This window comes from Cohnella massiliensis, assembly GCF_900169535.1.
Taxonomy (GTDB): domain Bacteria; phylum Bacillota; class Bacilli; order Paenibacillales; family Paenibacillaceae; genus Cohnella; species Cohnella algarum.
In genome coordinates this window covers 219,952-235,577 of record NZ_LT821258.1, presented here as the reverse complement: position 1 = coordinate 235,577, position 15,626 = coordinate 219,952, and the positions used below count along the sequence as shown (strand labels likewise).

Genomic DNA, 15,626 nt, shown 5'->3' with positions numbered 1-15,626 from the left:
GCGATGAATGAGAAAACGATACCGATTATTTGCATTAACGACTTCCATGCCGAAATTTTCGAAACCGAACATGCTCTCGGAAGCGCCAAGCTCAGCGGGCTGGTGAAGAGCTTCAAGACGGAACACCCGCATGCGATCGTCGTTTTCGGCGGCGACAACTACAAAGGGGATCCCGTGTCGGAGCATCTGTCCGGCGAGCCCGTCACCTATTTGATCAAAAGCCTGGGAGCGAAAGCTTCCGCCGTCGGCAATCACGAATTCGATTTCGATTTGGAAACGCTCCGGGGCTGGTCGCGGCAAGGCGATTTTACGTTCGTCGCCGCCAACGTGCTGGACAAGCGGACCGGCCGCATCGCCGAAGGGTTCGAGCCCTACGCGATGATCGAGGCCGACGGCGCTAAAATCGCCTTCATCGGGCTTTCTACCGTCGAGCAGCTGGACCGGCCCCCTTACCCGGAAGACATTCGCGCGCTGGAAATCGTGAACGGCGCCCGGGAGGCCCGGAAGTGGGTCGCGTTTTTGAACGGCGGGGGAGACCCCCGGGGCAAACCGGACGCGATCGTGGCCCTTACGCACTTCGGCTTGAAGCATACGGCCGACCGGACCGCGCTCATCGGGGAAGAAGCGATCGACCTTTGCCGGCAAGTGCCCGAATTGGCGGGCGTGTTTACCGCTCACTGGCACCAGTTCATCAGCGCGGATATCGGCGGGATTCCCGTCGTTCAGGGAGGCGGAAACGGCAGGGGCTTTGCCGTATTGACGCTGCGCCTTTCGCCGGAAAATCGGCTCCGGAGCGTAATCCCCGGTTTCGTGGACGGCAGCGGCCGGATCGAAGAAATTCCGGCGGACGAGGACGTGCGGCTGCGAACGGACGAATTCAAGCGGCAAGCGATGAAAACGCTCGGCGCCGTCGTCGGACGGTTGGAGGAGGACATCGTTCATAAATCCCCGGTTACGGCGGAAGTGGATATGGAAGGCACCCCGCTCACCAAGCTGGCGATCGACGTCATGCGCGAACAGACCGGATGCCCCATCGCGATGCTGTATTCGGGCCGAATGGGGCTCGGTCTTCCCAAAGGCGAAGTGACGCTGTACCAGCTTCTCAAGCTGTTTTATTTCAACGACGAAATCGTGACGATGAAGCTCGCGGGCGCGGATCTGATCAAAAACATCGAAAACGGCATCTGCACGCTGCGCCGGGAGCGCGCGTCGCCCCTCGCCTTCGGAGGTCTCCGCGTCGACGCGGATTACGACAGGCCTTACGGCCGCCGGATCGAATCCGTCGTGCTGGAAAACGGCCAACCGCTCGAGCCCGATCGCGAGTACGACATCGCCGTCGACGAATTTATCGCTTCGAACGAAATGGGCTACGATTTTTCGGCGGGGACGGAGCGGAAGCATACGGGCGTTTTTTTGCGCGACAGGATGATTCGGGCCATCGAGGAGCGGGGCGGGCTCGCGGCCGAGTACCCGGTATACCTGAAAGTGAAAAATAAACAATAGAGAGACATAAGGGAGACGGAGACCGTATGAAGGTGAGTTTGGAACGATTGACCAAGACGTTCGACGAAAAAGGAAAATCTTCCCGCGCCGCGGTAAACCGACTGAACGCCGAAATCAAATCGGGAACGCTGACGGGGCTGCTCGGCCCTTCGGGCTGCGGCAAGTCGACCCTGCTGTTCATGATCGCGGGGCTTCATTCGACGACGGAGGGGAAAATATGGTTCGGCGAACAAGAGGTCACGAATCTCCCGTCCGAAAAACGCGGAGTCGGGCTCGTCTTTCAAAATTATGCGCTGTATCCGCATTTGACGGCCCGGCAAAATATCGCGTTCCCGCTGCTCAATTCCAAAAATTTAAAAGCGCAAACGCAAAAAAAGCTGGACGAGCTTGTCAAGGAGCAAGGCGTCAATGCAAAGTACAAAAGCTATGTCGATTCGCTTGTCGCCGAAACGGCGAAGCTGGTGGAGATTTCGGACTATTTGGACCGAAAGCCGTCCGAGCTGTCCGGCGGACAGCAGCAGCGGGTCGCCATCGCGAGAGCCCTGATCAAAAATCCGTCCATCCTGCTGCTTGACGAACCGCTGTCCAATCTGGACGCGCGGCTGCGGATTCAAACCCGCGAAGAAATCAGGAGAATCCAGCAGCGGTCGGGCATCACGACGATTTTCGTCACGCACGATCAGGAAGAAGCGCTCAGCATTTGCGACGAAGTCATCATTTTAAAAGAAGGCACCCTTCAGCAGCAAGGCACTCCGCAAGACGTGTACGATCATCCTTCCAATCAGTTCGTAGCCCAATTTTTAGGGAACACTCCGATAAATATCCTGAAAGGAAAAATCGAGAGCGGCAAGCTGTACGTCGGCGAAACCGAATGGCTCTCCCTCCCCAAACCGCTTCCGGATCAACGAGTGAACGTCGGCATCCGGGCCGAGCACGTATTGGCCGCATCGTACCCGCGTCAGCAGACGCTGCCGGTCAAGGTCGTGAAGTCTTTCCGAACGGGGGGCGCCTTTACGGCGGAAGGCCAGCTGCCGGACGGACAAACGCTAACCTTCCTCAACGACAGAAACGACCCGTACCGGGAAAACGATTTGTTGCGCGTGTACGTCCGCCCGCAGACGATGAGCATCTTCGACGACAAAGGAGATCGGATCCTGGAATGTTAAGGAAAAAGCGGAATCCAGCGAAAGCGCGCTACGACAATTCGGCCTACCTGTACCTGCTCCCGGCGTTTCTGCTCATGGGCATTTTCACGGTTTATCCCGTTATCAATACGTTTGTCACTTCGTTTAAGCACGACTTTCAGTTTTTGACGGGAAACTACGCGGGGCTGAGCGCGACGCATTATCTCGATGTCGTAAGCGACCCGGTGTTCCGAAGGGCGCTGCTGAACACGATGTTCATCGCTTTTGTGTGCGTGCCCGGCTCGATGCTCGTTTCGCTCGTCCTGGCGCTCGGCCTTCATTCGATCAAGCGGCTGCAAGGGTTCTATTTGACGATCTTTTACCTTCCCCAGGTAACCAACGTCATTGCGGCCGGACTGGTGTTCTCCTTTATTTTCAATACCCATTTCGGTTTGATGAACGCCGTTCTCGGCTGGTTCGGCATCGAACCCGTCGCGTGGATCAGCGGCGAGGGAATCGTCGGGTCGCAGGAGCGGTATAACGAGGCCTATATGCGAAGCCTTTTCGTTCTTTTCGTGAACAACGTGTGGGACGGGCTGTCGCTTCATGTGCTCCTCTTTTTGGGCGGGCTTCAAAACATAAACAAGCAGTATTACGAAGCCGCGAGCGTGGACGGCGTAAGCAAATGGACGGTTACCCGCAAAATCACGCTGCCGCTGCTGTCCCCGACGACAATCTTTATTTTCGTCACTTCAGTCATTTTCGCATTTCGGGCCTATGCCAACGTCGTCGCCCTGTTCGGCGGCTCCTACGGGCCCCCGGGCGACAATTCCAAGATGATGATCACGCTCGTCGGATACATCATGGACGCCCTCGGCAATTATTTGACGCCGGGAGCGGTCAGCAGCGCCGGGGCGGCGGCGGTCGTTCTGGTGCTGATGGTGATGATCGTCGTCTTCCTTCAATTAAAACTAACGAAAAGATGGGTGTTCTACCGTTGACGACAACGATGAAGCTCGGCAAGGCGCTGCTGTATTTGTTCCTGAGCGTTTCGTCCCTGTTGGTGCTCGTTCCGTTTTATTGGATGCTGAACACGTCCTTGAAGTCTTCGGCAGAGGTCGCGAAAGTTCCGCCGTCGCTTATTCCCGCCGAGTTTCGATTGCAGAATTATGTCGATGCCGTCGTTCAGGCGCCGCTTCTCACCTATCTGATCAATACGCTGATCGTCGGCGTTTCCGTCGTCGCCGTCAGCACGGCCGTCTCGGTTTTGTCGGCTTACGCCTTCGCGCGGCTTCATTTCCGCGGAAAAAACGTTCTGTTTTTCATCGTGCTCGCGACCATGATGATCCCTCAGGAAATGCTGATCATCACGAACTTTCAGACGATCGCGGATTGGGGATGGATGAACACGTGGCAGGCGCTTGTCGTCCCGTACTGGATTAACCCGTTCAACATCTACTTGCTGCGCCAGACCTTCATGCAGGTTCCCGACGAGCTGTATTTGGCGGCGAAAGTGGACGGGCTCGGCAACTTCCGGTTTTTAAGAAAAGTGATGCTTCCGCTTTCCAAATCGACCGTCACGACAACGGTGATCCTATCCATGGTGTTGATCTGGCAGACGTACGCGTGGCCGACCCTGGTCACGACGAAAGACGATTTGAGGCTGGTCTCGAACGGGCTGCAGAACGCGTTTACGAGCAGCGTCGGCAATATGGAGTACGAGCTGCAAATGGCCGCGGCTACGCTGATTACCGTGCCTTTGGTCGCGATGTTCCTGTTTTTGCGCAAATCGATTTTCGCCGGCATGCTCCAGGGAGGCATCAAGGGCTGAACGTTCGCAAATCGGTTAAAAGCTCGGCGCGTTTGACAAAAACCGCCTTCATATAACTAACTCACAGGGGAGAAATCGAAATGAAAAAAAACGCATGGTCCGCACTGGTCGTCCTTTCCTTGCTCCTGCTCGCCGCGTGCAGCGGCAACACGAATTCCGGGAGCGCCGCGCCGCAAAGCCAGGCGCCTTCGTCCGCCCAGGCGTCGTCGTCCGCGCCGGCGACGGAGGAATCGAGTCCTTTGGACGAAGCCGTAAAAAGCGTGGTAGAAGGCGGGAAGGAAGTCTCCATTTCGTTCTGGACGGGGACCGGAGCCGCGAACTTCCCGGTTTTGGAGCAAATGGTCGCCGCCTTTCAGGAAAAATATCCGAACATCAAAGTGGATTTCTCCAATCAAGGGGCGATCGGCGAGCTGACGGACAAGCTGACCCAAAATATCGTCTCCAAATCCACGCCGACCTTGTCCAATCTGGACGCAAGCACGTTTCCCGAATATATCGCCAGCGGAGCCATCGTCGACTTGATGCCGTACTACGAGCGCGAGGACATCGGGCTCGCGGCCTCGGACAGCGGATTTTTCCCGTACTATTTGGATGAGGCAAAAAGCTTCGGACCCGACGGCACGATGTACGGCTTTCCGACGAACAAGAAGACGACGGACGTGCTGGTGTACAACAAAACGTACTTCGACGGCAAAGGCTGGGCCCCTCCGAAAACGTGGGACGAAGTCGTAAGCTACTCCAAAACGATCAAAGAAGAGACGGGCAGCCCCGGCTTCAGCTTCGATAATTCCTACGGCGACGCGCCCTTCAAGCTGCTTTCCGCGCAATGGGGCAGCCCCTACGTCCAGGACGACGGCACGATCGATATCGACAACGATGCCGGCCGGGAGGCGCTCAAGTTTTACAAGGAAAACATGGAGCTCGGCTATTTCACGATGCCGGCTTTAATGCCGAGCGCGGGAGGCAAATTCAGCAGCAACGGCTTTGTCATGGAAGAAACGTATATGTTCGTCGGAGCCGCGGCGGGCGTTCCGTACGCGGTGCCCAAACCGGAATCGGGCCACAAGGATTTTGAAGTGGGCGTGGCGCCCGTGCCGCAAAAAGACGCCAACAACCCCGTCAATTTCTCGAAGGGCGAAAATTACGCGATTTTCTCGAACGCGACCGAGGAAGAGCGCGTGGCGGCATGGCTGCTCATTTCCTTCCTGTCGGACGCCGGACAGAACGCGACTTGGCTGACGGAAACGGGGAACCTTCCGATCTCCCAGGCGATGCTGGACGAACCGGACTATCAGCGGTTTTTGGAAACGGAGCCGAGCGATTCCCCCGTCTATTACAGGGCGGCGGCGGTCAATGCCGTTCTGTCGTCCGGCGATTTGACCTTCATCAAGACGATCCCTCAATCGGGCGCGCTGGCCCAAGCCGTCGGCGAAATGTGGGAAGCCGTCATGATCGGCGGGGGCGATCCCGAACAGCTGTTGACGGAAGCCGCCGCCAAAGCGAAGTAACGCGAAGCCGCCGATCGAAGAGGCACCTGGCCGCAGGTGTCTCTTCGCCTTGGGGGCATCGGGTTCGTTCCCGCATTTTTTGACAAAATTTTCTTTACTTTTCGAGAAACCTGTAGTATTCTGTAGTAATTTCTATTTGTCCATTTTTATGCAAACCGATCGTCGATTTTCATAGAGAAGCAGGAGGAGCCCGGCATGCGGAAGAATCTCTTTTTCTTCGATTTTGACGATACGCTTTACAGCCACGCGCTCAAAAGCGTGCCCGAAAGCGCGCGCGAGGCCCTTCGCGAGCTTCAGGCCCGCGGCCACGAGACGGTCATCGCGACGGGCAGAGGGCCGGAATCGATGGAATTCATCCGGCGCGAGCTGGCTCTCCCCTGCGAAACGATCATCTTCCTTAACGGTCAGGTTATTTTCCGCAACGAAACGAAAATTTTCGAGCGTTTCATCTCCTTGCCTTCGTTAAATCGAATCATGGAAATGGCGAAGAAGCACCGTTTCGCCTATGGCGGATATTGCGCCTATGGCGAGATCGTCGATCATGTCAACGAACGGGTAGCGGCGGTATGGCGAGATTTCGCCTGTCCGCTGCCGGCCGTGCGGGAGCGGTTCGAGGAGAGCTACTCGCTGTATCAGGGACATCTGTACGTCACCAAAGAAGAAGCGGAAGGCATGAGGGAGCATCTGGCGGATTACTTGATGAACTGGTCTCATGAGTACCTGGCCAATCTCATTTCCCGAGAGGCGGGAAAATCCCGGGGCATCCGCTGGATCCTGGAGCAAACCGGCATTCCGAAAGAGCGTTCGTTCGCGTTTGGCGACGGGTTCAACGACGTGGACATGCTGCTGTCCGCAGGACACGGCATCGCGATGGGCAACGCGTCGGAGGAGCTGAAGCGGGCGGCGGAGTTCGTCACGTACGCCGCGCACGAGGACGGCATCCGGCATGCGTTGGCGCGCTACCGATTCATTTAAGAAAAATTACTTGAGACGTCCCGTTTTTTTTGAATTCCTTGTTTTCCTCCGCGCATGGCTCATGTAGTATGAAAGAGACAGGTAGAAAAATCGCGAAAAATGGCGAATCGAAACGGAGGGGCGTCATGGCCGGGCCGAACGATCGGGATCGGGACGATTCCCGCGGCGAATTCATCCTGGAATTGCGGAATTCGATGGATGAGTTGGAAGCTTTGCATCGTTTTTTTGAGCAATTGGGCGAACGTTCCGGATGGTCCGATCGTCTCTGCCTTCACTTGACGCTTGCTTGCGAGGAACTGCTCACCAACACGATATCCTACGGGTATCCCGAGGGGGGCGAGCACTCGATCCGGCTGTCGGTATCCCCGGCCCGGGCGTTTGTCGAAATCGTCCTGGAGGACGACGCGATTCCGTTCAATCCGCTCGAAGCCGGCGCGCCCGATCTCGAACCTTCGCTTGAGGAGCGCGCCGTCGGCGGACTGGGCATTCATTTCGTCAAGAAGCTGATGGACGACGTTTCGTACGAGCGCACTTCGTCCGGCAATCGCCTGGTACTCGTCAAAAAGGTTTAAAACGGAGGGAAACAAGTATGAACATCGCCACGACGGATCGGGGCGGCGTGACCGTCTTTGCGGTACAGGGACGTCTGGACGGCAATCACGCCGCGGAGGCGGAAGCCGCCTTTCTCAAATTGGCCAGCCAGGAACGCTGCCGATTCGTTTTCGACTTTACGGAGATGCCCTACATAAGCAGCGCGGGGCTCAGGGTCGTCCTGGTCGCCGCCAAAAAAATCCGCGCCCTTCAGGGCCAGCTCATCTGCGCCGGGATGAGCGAGCAGGTGGCCGAGGTATTCGAAATGTCGGGCTTTCTGAGCATCCTCGAGACGGTCCCGACCGTCGAGGAAGCGGAAGCCCGGCTGCAAACGGAGTAATCCGTCCCGGGAGGCGAAGGGAGGTGAGTTCGTGAACGGCTGGTGGCTTGGGGTTTCCGCCGCTCTCGCCGCGGGCGCGGGCGTTTGGGGCGCTTCGGTTTATTATCGCGGGAAAATCCGCGGCGCTTTGTCTTTGTTCGATATCAGCATGCAGTTGAACTCGACGCTAAGCCGCAGGGAGCAGATGGCCCTCATCATGGAACGCGCCAAAAAAGTGCTCCCCGTCGAAGGGGCGTCCGTCCTTCTGCTCGACCGCGATACGAACGAGCTGTATTTCGAAATCGCTCTCGGGGACAAGGAGGACGAAATTCGGGAAATCCGGCTTGCCGCGGACGAAGGAATCGCCGGCCACGTCGCGACGACGGGCAAGAGCGAAATCGTGAACGATGCCGGCGGCGATCCGAGATGGTCGGACCGGGTCGCGGAGCGAACCGGAATCCGGACGCGCAACCTGCTGACGGTGCCGATCGTCAACCGCGGGGAAGTCGGCGGCGTGCTCCAGGTGATGAACAAGACGAAGGGCAAGCGCTTCACGCAGCGCGACCGTCTGCTTCTGGAGCGGGTGGCGAAGCCGATGGCCGTCGCCCTCGAAAATTCCAGACTGTACGAAAAGCTGGAAATTTCGATGAAGCAGCTGCAAACGACGAGCGCGATCAAGGAGCGTCTCGAGAGCGAGCTGCAGATCGCGGGCGGCATTCAAATGAGCTTCCTCCCGCGCACGATGCCTTCCGCCCAGGAGCCTTACGACGTGTGCGCCTTGCTGAAGTCCGCGAAGGAGGTTGGCGGGGATTTTTACAATTTTTTCAAAATTGACGACGACCACCTCTTTTTCACGCTCGGAGACGTATCGGACAAGGGCATTCCCGCCGCCTTGTTCATGGCCGTCACGCTGACGCTGCTCAAGGGGAAGATCGGACCCGGCATTACGCCGGGCGAACTTCTCGAGATGGTCAACGAGGAGCTGAACCGGGACAACCCGCTTCTGTTCGCCACGATCGTCTGCGGCATTTTCCACTGCGGCACGGGCGAAGTGGTCATGAGCGAGGGAGGGCACTGCACGCCTTACATCATCCGCAAGGACGGGGAAGTACTGCCCTACAAATTGAAGAAAAGCCTGCCGCTTGCCGCCATGCCCGACGTTCCGTATCACAATTCGACGTTCGCGCTTTCGCCGGGCGACCGGCTGCTGCTCTATACCGACGGCATTACGGAAGCGGAGAACGGCAGGCAGGAGCAGTACGGCGGAGAGCGTCTCCGGCAATTTCTCGAAGGGACGCCGGGCATGTCGAGCGCAGAAGTCATCGACGCGCTGCTCATGAACGTGTTCATGTTCGCGGACGGCGCCCCTCAGTCCGACGATATCGCCGTGCTCAGTCTGATGAGGCGCTGATGCCTGGGAGGCGGAGATGACCGAGGAAAACGTTCAATACGGGGACGCGGCCGAGCATCTGGCGGACGAGCTGTCCTGTCTGGATATCGGAATGAGGACGCTCCTGGCGCTGGCGGGCGGAGATCCGCTGGCCGACCCGCTGGCCGGCGCGAGAGGGCTTGTCGTAACGGAGGACGAACTGCTCGAGGACGGCCGCCCGCCGGACGATTCCCGGGAATGGAGGGCGTACGCGGCCTATCGCCGGGAAGAGGAAAGGAGGATCGGCCGGGCCGTTCGAAACGGGTTGAAAGCCGGCGCCGATTTGCCGCTCGCCCGGATGGCCGTCCTGCTCGGGCTGTCCGTCTGGGAGTGCCGCTGCCTCGTGCTGTGCCTTGCGGCCGAATGGGACCGAAAATACGAGAAATGGTTCGCTTATTTGAACGATGACGCCACGTGCCGCTACCCGACGCCGGATCTGGCATACCGCCTGCTGTGCGACGGCGAGGAGGAGCGGCGAATCGCCCGGAGAAGCCTGGGCGGCGAGGGCGTGCTGCGCCGGCTGCTGCTGGAGCCGACCGCTCCCGAGGCGGGGTATTCGCGCTCGCGGCTGAAGGAGCCGCTCCGGCTCGATGCCCGGACGCTCAGCTTTTTGCTCGGGAGCGAGCGAATCGATTCGCGCCTCGGCGAAGCGGTCCGCCCGTTCGACGGCGAGGAGCCGCCGCCGTTCCCGGAGGAGGGAGATCCGGCCTTCGGGCTGCTGCGGCCTTTGGCGGAAGCGCGCCGTCTGCCCGGGTTCCCGTTCGTTCACCTGTGGGGGCCGGAAGGCGGCGGCAAGCTGCTTCGCCTGCGCAAGCTTGCCGCCGCCCGCGGCCAGCGGCTGCTTCTCGTCCGGCTCGCGCTGCTTCCCGCCGAGCCGGACCGCCTCGCGGCCGAGCTGCTGCGAATCGTGCGCGAGGCCGCCTTTACCGACGCGATGCTCGTCGTCGAGGAAGAGAAGGGGCCGGCGGCCGAAAGCGTCGCCGCCCGGCACGAGTGGACCGCCGCGCTCGAGGATTACGCAGAATTCGCGTGGCGGCCGCTCGTCGGCTGGATCGGCCCCGAGCGCAGGCGGCGGGAGGGATTGCCGGTTCCGGCCGGCGCGTTTCTGCTCGAAGCCGAGGTCGGGGTGCCGGAAGCGGGCGATCGGGCGGCCGCGTGGAAGGCGGCTCGGGAGGCGCACAAGGCGGCTTGGTCCGATGCGGCGGAAGGCGGCGACGCGGAGCGAGGCGCGGCCGGGACGGACGAGGAGCGGGCGGACCGCGAATTCGAACGGCTGGCGGCGGAGCTCGGCGACAAGTACCGGTTCACGCCCGGCCAGATCGGCCAGGCGTGGCGGGAAGCCGCCGGGATCGCCGCGAGCCGGGGCGAGCGGGAGCCTTCGCGAGGGGAATTGGAGGCGGCCGCCCGCAAGCAGTTCCGCCACCGGCTCGGCCAGCTCGCGGACCGGATCGAGCCGCGAAGGTCCTGGGACGACCTCGTGCTTGCCGAGGAGCCCCTATCCTTGATCCGGGAAGCGTGCGACCGGTACGTGCACCGCGAGACGGTGCTGAACCGCTGGGGGTTCGGGCGCAAGCTCCCGTACGGAACCGGCGTGCACCTGCTGTTCTCGGGGCCGCCCGGAACCGGCAAAACGATGGCCGCGGAAATCGTCGCCGGCGAGCTGGGACTCGAGCTGTACCGGATCGATCTTTCCCGCATCGTCAGCAAGTACATCGGGGAAACCGAGCAGCGGCTCAAGGAGCTGTTCGACGAAGCCGAACAAAGCGGAGCCATCCTGTTTTTCGACGAAGGCGACGCCCTGTTCGGCAAGCGAACCGAGGTCAAGGACGCCCACGACCGGTACGCCAATATGGAGGGCGCTTATTTGCTCCAGCGGATCGAAGCGTACGGCGGGGTGACGATTCTCGCGACCAACCTGCTTCAGAACATGGACGAAGCGCTTCTCCGCCGCATGAGCGTCGTCGTCAAGTTTCCGTTTCCGGACGCGGCCGACCGCGAGCGGATATTCCGCGCCCATCTGCCCGCCGAGGCTCCCTTGTCCGACGATCTGGATCTGGCGTTTCTCGCCTCCCGGCTCGACGTTTCGGGCGGACACATCAAAAACATCGCGCTAGCGGCCGCTTTTCTCGCGGCGGGGGAAGGGGCGCCGATCGGCATGTCCCATTTCGTCCGCGCGGCCGGCCAGGAGCTTCGAAAGATGGGGAAAATTTTGGTCAAGGAAGCTTTTGCGCCCTATCATCAGGCCTAAGTCTCGCAATTGTAACTTAGGTTACAAATGCGGAATAAATTCGATAGTCAACGATATTTGTTGAAGCTATAATGAGAAAAAAGTGCAAAAAATGGCTGATTTTAGAGCTCTTTGTCGAAGGGAGGCGATTCGTATCGGAAGCTATACCGTCTTCGCGGACGTGGGCGCCAGCGTGCTGAAGCTGCTGCGGGAGCAGATGACGCCCGATCCGGTTCCGCGCCCCGATCTGATCGGAATCGCTTCCCCGGTGGATAAAGGCGATCTCGCGCTGACTCTGTTTCTGTGCTCCATCCGGGAAAACGGCGAAGCCAGGCGCAGCGACATGCAGCTGCAGGGGGGCGTCATGCGGTATCCGCCGCTTGCGGTCGACTTGCATTTTCTGCTGACGGCCCATTCGACCGCAGATCTGCAGACGCGGACGCTGGACGAGCACCGTCTTCTCGGAAGGGCGATGCAGGTGCTCTACGACAACTCGATTTTACGGCCGCCCTACCTGGAAGGGACGCTTGCGGACAACGAGGAGGAGCTCCGCATAACGGCGGTCACGCTGGATCCCGATCAGGCGATGCGCCATTGGCAATTCGGAGACACGCCCTACAAGCTTTCGCTGTTGTATCGCGTAGGTCCCGTCCTGCTGGAGTCGAACCGTTCGAAGCCCGTTTCGCGCGTCGTCGAGCGCAAGATCACCCTGCGGGACAAGGGGGAAATCTGAGATGGCGCCGGCCGAATCGACCTCCGTCACCCGGTGCTCGCTGGTCGTCCGCCCGATCGACGTTTGGACGGGAAAGGCGGCGGCAAGCCCGAGCGTGCGCGTAAGCCTGGCGGAAACGGACCGGAAGCCGATCCGCACCTCGGACGGGAGCTTTGCGTTCGTCGATGTCGAGCCGAGGCGGTGCACGATCGTCATTCGATCTTCTACATACTTGGAATTCAGCGAGACGGCCGATCTGTCGCTCCTGCCGCCCGCGGCCCCGATCGTCTTGGCCTGCTTGCTTCCGAACCGCCTGCATCCGGCTCCCCCCGCGGGAACCGGGCTCGTCTTCCGGATAACGGACAAGCTCGGAACGCCGCTGGCCGGCGTCTCGGTTTCCGCCTATGTCGACGAAGAGAGCGCGGTCAGAGGGAGAGTAGCGGAGGAAGAAGCGCCAAAGGGCGCAAGCGCCCTTCGGTACGTAACCGGGAACGGCCGCTTTGCGGAGGGCGACACGATCGTCCTGCGCGGGCGGGACGGGGAAGCCGCGGAATGGAGCAAGGTGCGGGACTGCGGCGGGAACGAATTCGCGCTCTCGCTCGTTTCGCCCCTGGAGCGATCCTGGGAGCGGGGTGCCCGGCTGCTGCCCGGCGTCATGACCCGCAGCGATCGGGACGGCACCGTCGTTCTGCCGTTTCGGGGGACGCTTCCCGCCGCCTGCCGGATTCGGGCCGAGCTCCGATACGGGGGCCGAACCGTCTCCGCGGTTTGGACGGCCGAAGGCGGCCGCGTGGCCCTGCTCGGGCCGTTCGTTTGGCCCTGAACCTTCGGCTTGCGCTTCACTAAACGTGCGTTACGTCGATTCCGGCCGCCCTCCTTGCGACGGCGCCGGGTCGACGATTTGATAAACCCAAACCTGGAGAGGAGGAACTGGTTTTCCCGGATTGGCGACGGCGGCAAGCCGGAGGCATGACGCGAATCAAAGGGGGAAAACCGGGGATCATGGCCGATTATTTGTCGCCTGGGGTATATGTGGAGGAGTTTGAAAGCGGAGCGAAGCCGCTGGAGGGAGTCAGCACGAGCACGGCCGGATTCATCGGCCTTGCCCAACGCGGACCGGTCGAAGGCCTGCCGCTGCTGATTACGAGCCCGGCCGATTTTCACCGCGCGTTCGGTTCCTATTTGTCGGAGAGCGCGTTCGGCAGCTATCGTTTTTTGGCGTACGCGGTCGACCAGTTTTTCACGAACGGAGGCTCCCGCTGCTATGTCATGCGGGTGGCGCCTTCCGACGCCAAGCCGGCGGCGGCCGAAGGACGCGTCGCCGAAGCGCTTTCGATCACGGCGAAAAACCCGGGAGCTTGGGGCAATCTGATCAACGTGACCGTAACGCCCGACAGCAAGGCAAAGACGCAAATCTACGAAGTGACGGACAAGCGCTACCGCGTCAAAAACGCTTCCGGCTTTTACGCCGGGGACGTCGTTTCGTTTTACGACGGCGCGGAGAAGCAGTGGAACCGGATCGTCAGCGTGCAGGACAACGTCATCGAGCTGGCGGAGCCGCTTGAGGGCGACGTCGTCGACTCCGCGCTGCTGCCGACGAAGCTGCTCGCCACGAGCGAGTTTACGCTTCAAATCGCATACGGCGACGAGCTGGAGACGTTCGAGAAGGTTTCGCTCAATCCCGAAGCTCCGAGCTATGTCGACAAGGTCGCCGGCCGCTCCAATCTCGTTGCGATTCAGGCAACCGCCGCGTCCGGCGAAGCGGTCGCCCCTTTCGAGACGGTAACCGGCGAAACGGAAGGCAAAATCGCGTTCGTTCTGACCGGGGGCAGCGACGGCTCCGTCGCGAGCGTCGCGGCATCCGACTTCATCGGCGAGGACCGCGGTCCGGGTCGCCGGACCGGCATCCAGTCGTTTATCGACAACGACGTCGTCAGCATTATCGCCGTGCCGGGGGTAACCGACGCGAACGTCCAGCTGTCGCTGGTCGCCCATTGCGAAAATCTGGGCAGCCGCTTCGCGATTTTGGACATCCCGCGCGACAAGACGAAGGTGGCGGACGTGCTGACGCACCGCGCGCTGTTCGATTCCAGCTACGCGGCGCTTTACAATCCGTGGGTTTCGGTTTTCGACCCGCTGGACAAGCGCAACATTTTCGTTCCGCCGTCGGGCACGATGGCCGGCATTTACTCGCGTTCCGACACCGTCCGCGGCGTGCAAAAAGCGCCGGCCAACGAAGTGCTTCGGGGCGTCGTCGGCCTTGACGTCCAGTACAACAAGGGAGAACAGGATATCCTCAATCCGGCCGGCGTCAATCTGATCCGTTCGTTTACGGGGCAAGGCATTCGCGTATGGGGCGCGCGGACGGTATCCTCCAACTCGCTCTGGAAATACATCAACGTTCGCCGCTTGTTCATTTTCCTGGAGGAATCGATCAAGAGCGGCACCAACTGGGTCGTGTTCGAGCCGAACAACGAGCAGCTGTGGGCTCGCGTCCAGCGGACGATCGACGCCTTCCTGACCCGCGTCTGGCGGTCGGGGGCGCTGATGGGCAACAGCCCGTCGGAGGCGTTCTACATCGACATCGGACGATCGACGATGACCCAGGACGATATCGACAACGGCCGCCTCATTTGCGTCATCGGTGTCGCTCCGGTGAAGCCGGCGGAGTTCGTCATCTTCCGCATCACGCAAAGAACCGGCACGGAATAACGAATGACCGCTCGAACAATCGGAAGGGACGGGCGCAAGTCCCGCCTTCCGAATCGCGAATAAATCCAAGGCGGCGCGCAAGACGCGCCGCCCGATGAACGGAAGGGGATACTCATGTCGGCAGAACGTACGGATCCGTATCGCAATTTTCGATTCAGGGTGGAGATCGAAGGGCTCCAGCAGGCCGGCTTCAGCGAAGTGAGCGGCTTTGACGCTTCGTTCGACGTCATCCAGTACCGCGAGGGCAACGAAGTGATCACTCCGCGCAAGCTTCCCGGCCTCGCGCGCTACGGCAACATCAGCCTCAAATGGGGCGCGACCGATTCCATCGAGCTTTACGAATGGATTCAGGATTGCGTAAACGGCACGATCGAACGCAAGACCGTTACGATTATCGCCATCGACGAGGAAGGCACGGACGTCGCCACCTGGCAAGTCATCGAAGCGTGGCCGGTTCGCTACACGGCGCCGAATTTCAACGGGCAGGGCTCGGAAGTGGCGATCGAGCTGCTCGAGCTTGCGCACGAGGGCATGACGCGCACCCAATAAAACATCGTCCCGCAAGGGGCGGCGAAGGGGCTGTCCTGAGGGGTTTTCCGCTTGAGGCACAGCCTTCTTTGCGTCAGACGGGCATTTTTTCCGTTCGCGTTTTTTCATCGGCGGGATATCGCGATGCGCGGAAGCGCCGCATTACA

General features: G+C 60.3%; 14 protein-coding genes. All 14 read left to right on the top strand.

Annotated elements, in window-relative coordinates; all coding sequences use genetic code 11:
• The first annotated feature begins 3 nt into the window (after positions 1-3).
• The 14 genes from B7E11_RS10745 (at position 4) to B7E11_RS10680 (ending at position 15,480) form a co-directional block, all read left to right on the top strand.
• Positions 4-1,503 (top strand): bifunctional metallophosphatase/5'-nucleotidase, encoded by a 1,500-nt coding sequence (locus tag B7E11_RS10745; protein WP_176220693.1) that lies wholly within the window; start codon positions 4-6, stop codon positions 1,501-1,503.
• A gap of 26 nt (positions 1,504-1,529) precedes the next feature.
• The gene (locus B7E11_RS10740) at positions 1,530-2,669 is read left to right on the top strand and encodes an ABC transporter ATP-binding protein (RefSeq protein WP_080834225.1); all 1,140 of its coding nucleotides are present in this window, start codon (positions 1,530-1,532) and stop codon (positions 2,667-2,669) included.
• Complete coding sequence (locus B7E11_RS10735; protein ID WP_080834222.1) at positions 2,663-3,628, top strand: carbohydrate ABC transporter permease; 966 nt, start codon at positions 2,663-2,665, stop codon at positions 3,626-3,628. The genes B7E11_RS10740 and B7E11_RS10735 overlap by 7 nt, the downstream gene beginning before the upstream one ends.
• Positions 3,625-4,458 carry a carbohydrate ABC transporter permease gene (locus B7E11_RS10730; protein ID WP_176220692.1) on the top strand — a complete coding sequence of 278 codons (834 nt, stop codon included), beginning with the start codon at positions 3,625-3,627 and terminating at the stop codon, positions 4,456-4,458. Before B7E11_RS10735 ends, B7E11_RS10730 begins: the two co-directional genes overlap by 4 nt.
• An 80-nt stretch (positions 4,459-4,538) precedes the next feature.
• Positions 4,539-5,966 carry an extracellular solute-binding protein gene (locus B7E11_RS10725; protein ID WP_080834217.1) on the top strand — a complete coding sequence of 476 codons (1,428 nt, stop codon included), beginning with the start codon at positions 4,539-4,541 and terminating at the stop codon, positions 5,964-5,966.
• 195 nt (positions 5,967-6,161) lie between these two features.
• The gene (locus B7E11_RS10720) at positions 6,162-6,941 is read left to right on the top strand and encodes an HAD family hydrolase (RefSeq protein ID WP_080834214.1); all 780 of its coding nucleotides are present in this window, start codon (positions 6,162-6,164) and stop codon (positions 6,939-6,941) included.
• 125 nt (positions 6,942-7,066) lie between these two features.
• Positions 7,067-7,513, top strand: coding sequence for an ATP-binding protein (locus tag B7E11_RS10715; protein WP_176220691.1), 447 nt, complete (start codon positions 7,067-7,069; stop codon positions 7,511-7,513).
• 17 nt (positions 7,514-7,530) lie between these two features.
• Entirely contained in the window at positions 7,531-7,872 is a 342-nt protein-coding gene (locus tag B7E11_RS10710; RefSeq protein ID WP_080834209.1) for an STAS domain-containing protein, read from the top strand.
• 31 nt (positions 7,873-7,903) lie between these two features.
• Complete coding sequence (locus B7E11_RS10705; protein WP_080834207.1) at positions 7,904-9,262, top strand: PP2C family protein-serine/threonine phosphatase; 1,359 nt, start codon at positions 7,904-7,906, stop codon at positions 9,260-9,262.
• A gap of 16 nt (positions 9,263-9,278) precedes the next feature.
• Positions 9,279-11,528, top strand: coding sequence for an ATP-binding protein (locus B7E11_RS10700; protein ID WP_080834205.1), 2,250 nt, complete (start codon positions 9,279-9,281; stop codon positions 11,526-11,528).
• Positions 11,529-11,619: 91 nt separating this feature from the next.
• The gene (locus B7E11_RS10695) at positions 11,620-12,240 is read left to right on the top strand and encodes a Pvc16 family protein (protein WP_080834202.1); all 621 of its coding nucleotides are present in this window, start codon (positions 11,620-11,622) and stop codon (positions 12,238-12,240) included.
• 1 nt (position 12,241) lies between these two features.
• Complete coding sequence (locus B7E11_RS10690; protein WP_080834201.1) at positions 12,242-13,042, top strand: hypothetical protein; 801 nt, start codon at positions 12,242-12,244, stop codon at positions 13,040-13,042.
• A gap of 179 nt (positions 13,043-13,221) precedes the next feature.
• On the top strand, positions 13,222-14,931 hold the full coding sequence (locus tag B7E11_RS10685; protein ID WP_080835447.1) for a phage tail sheath subtilisin-like domain-containing protein: 1,710 nt from the start codon (positions 13,222-13,224) through the stop codon (positions 14,929-14,931).
• 114 nt (positions 14,932-15,045) lie between these two features.
• Positions 15,046-15,480, top strand: a complete 435-nt coding sequence (locus B7E11_RS10680) for a phage tail protein (RefSeq protein WP_080834199.1) — start codon at positions 15,046-15,048, stop codon at positions 15,478-15,480.
• Positions 15,481-15,626 lie beyond the last annotated feature (146 nt).

What these genes read in the sequence shown, in the direction of transcription:
- B7E11_RS10685 (WP_080835447.1), top strand. Translation starts at nt 13,222, where the DNA reads ATGGCCGATTATTTGTCGCCTGGGGTATATGTGGAGGAGTTTGAAAGC.
- B7E11_RS10725 (WP_080834217.1), top strand. Translation starts at nt 4,539, where the DNA reads ATGAAAAAAAACGCATGGTCCGCACTGGTCGTCCTTTCCTTGCTCCTG.
- B7E11_RS10710 (WP_080834209.1), top strand. Translation starts at nt 7,531, where the DNA reads ATGAACATCGCCACGACGGATCGGGGCGGCGTGACCGTCTTTGCGGTA.
- B7E11_RS10735 (WP_080834222.1), top strand. Translation starts at nt 2,663, where the DNA reads ATGTTAAGGAAAAAGCGGAATCCAGCGAAAGCGCGCTACGACAATTCG.
- B7E11_RS10690 (WP_080834201.1), top strand. Translation starts at nt 12,242, where the DNA reads ATGGCGCCGGCCGAATCGACCTCCGTCACCCGGTGCTCGCTGGTCGTC.
- B7E11_RS10695 (WP_080834202.1), top strand. Translation starts at nt 11,620, where the DNA reads ATGGCTGATTTTAGAGCTCTTTGTCGAAGGGAGGCGATTCGTATCGGA.
- B7E11_RS10745 (WP_176220693.1), top strand. Translation starts at nt 4, where the DNA reads ATGAATGAGAAAACGATACCGATTATTTGCATTAACGACTTCCATGCC.
- B7E11_RS10715 (WP_176220691.1), top strand. Translation starts at nt 7,067, where the DNA reads ATGGCCGGGCCGAACGATCGGGATCGGGACGATTCCCGCGGCGAATTC.
- B7E11_RS10700 (WP_080834205.1), top strand. Translation starts at nt 9,279, where the DNA reads ATGACCGAGGAAAACGTTCAATACGGGGACGCGGCCGAGCATCTGGCG.
- B7E11_RS10740 (WP_080834225.1), top strand. Translation starts at nt 1,530, where the DNA reads ATGAAGGTGAGTTTGGAACGATTGACCAAGACGTTCGACGAAAAAGGA.
- B7E11_RS10680 (WP_080834199.1), top strand. Translation starts at nt 15,046, where the DNA reads ATGTCGGCAGAACGTACGGATCCGTATCGCAATTTTCGATTCAGGGTG.
- B7E11_RS10720 (WP_080834214.1), top strand. Translation starts at nt 6,162, where the DNA reads ATGCGGAAGAATCTCTTTTTCTTCGATTTTGACGATACGCTTTACAGC.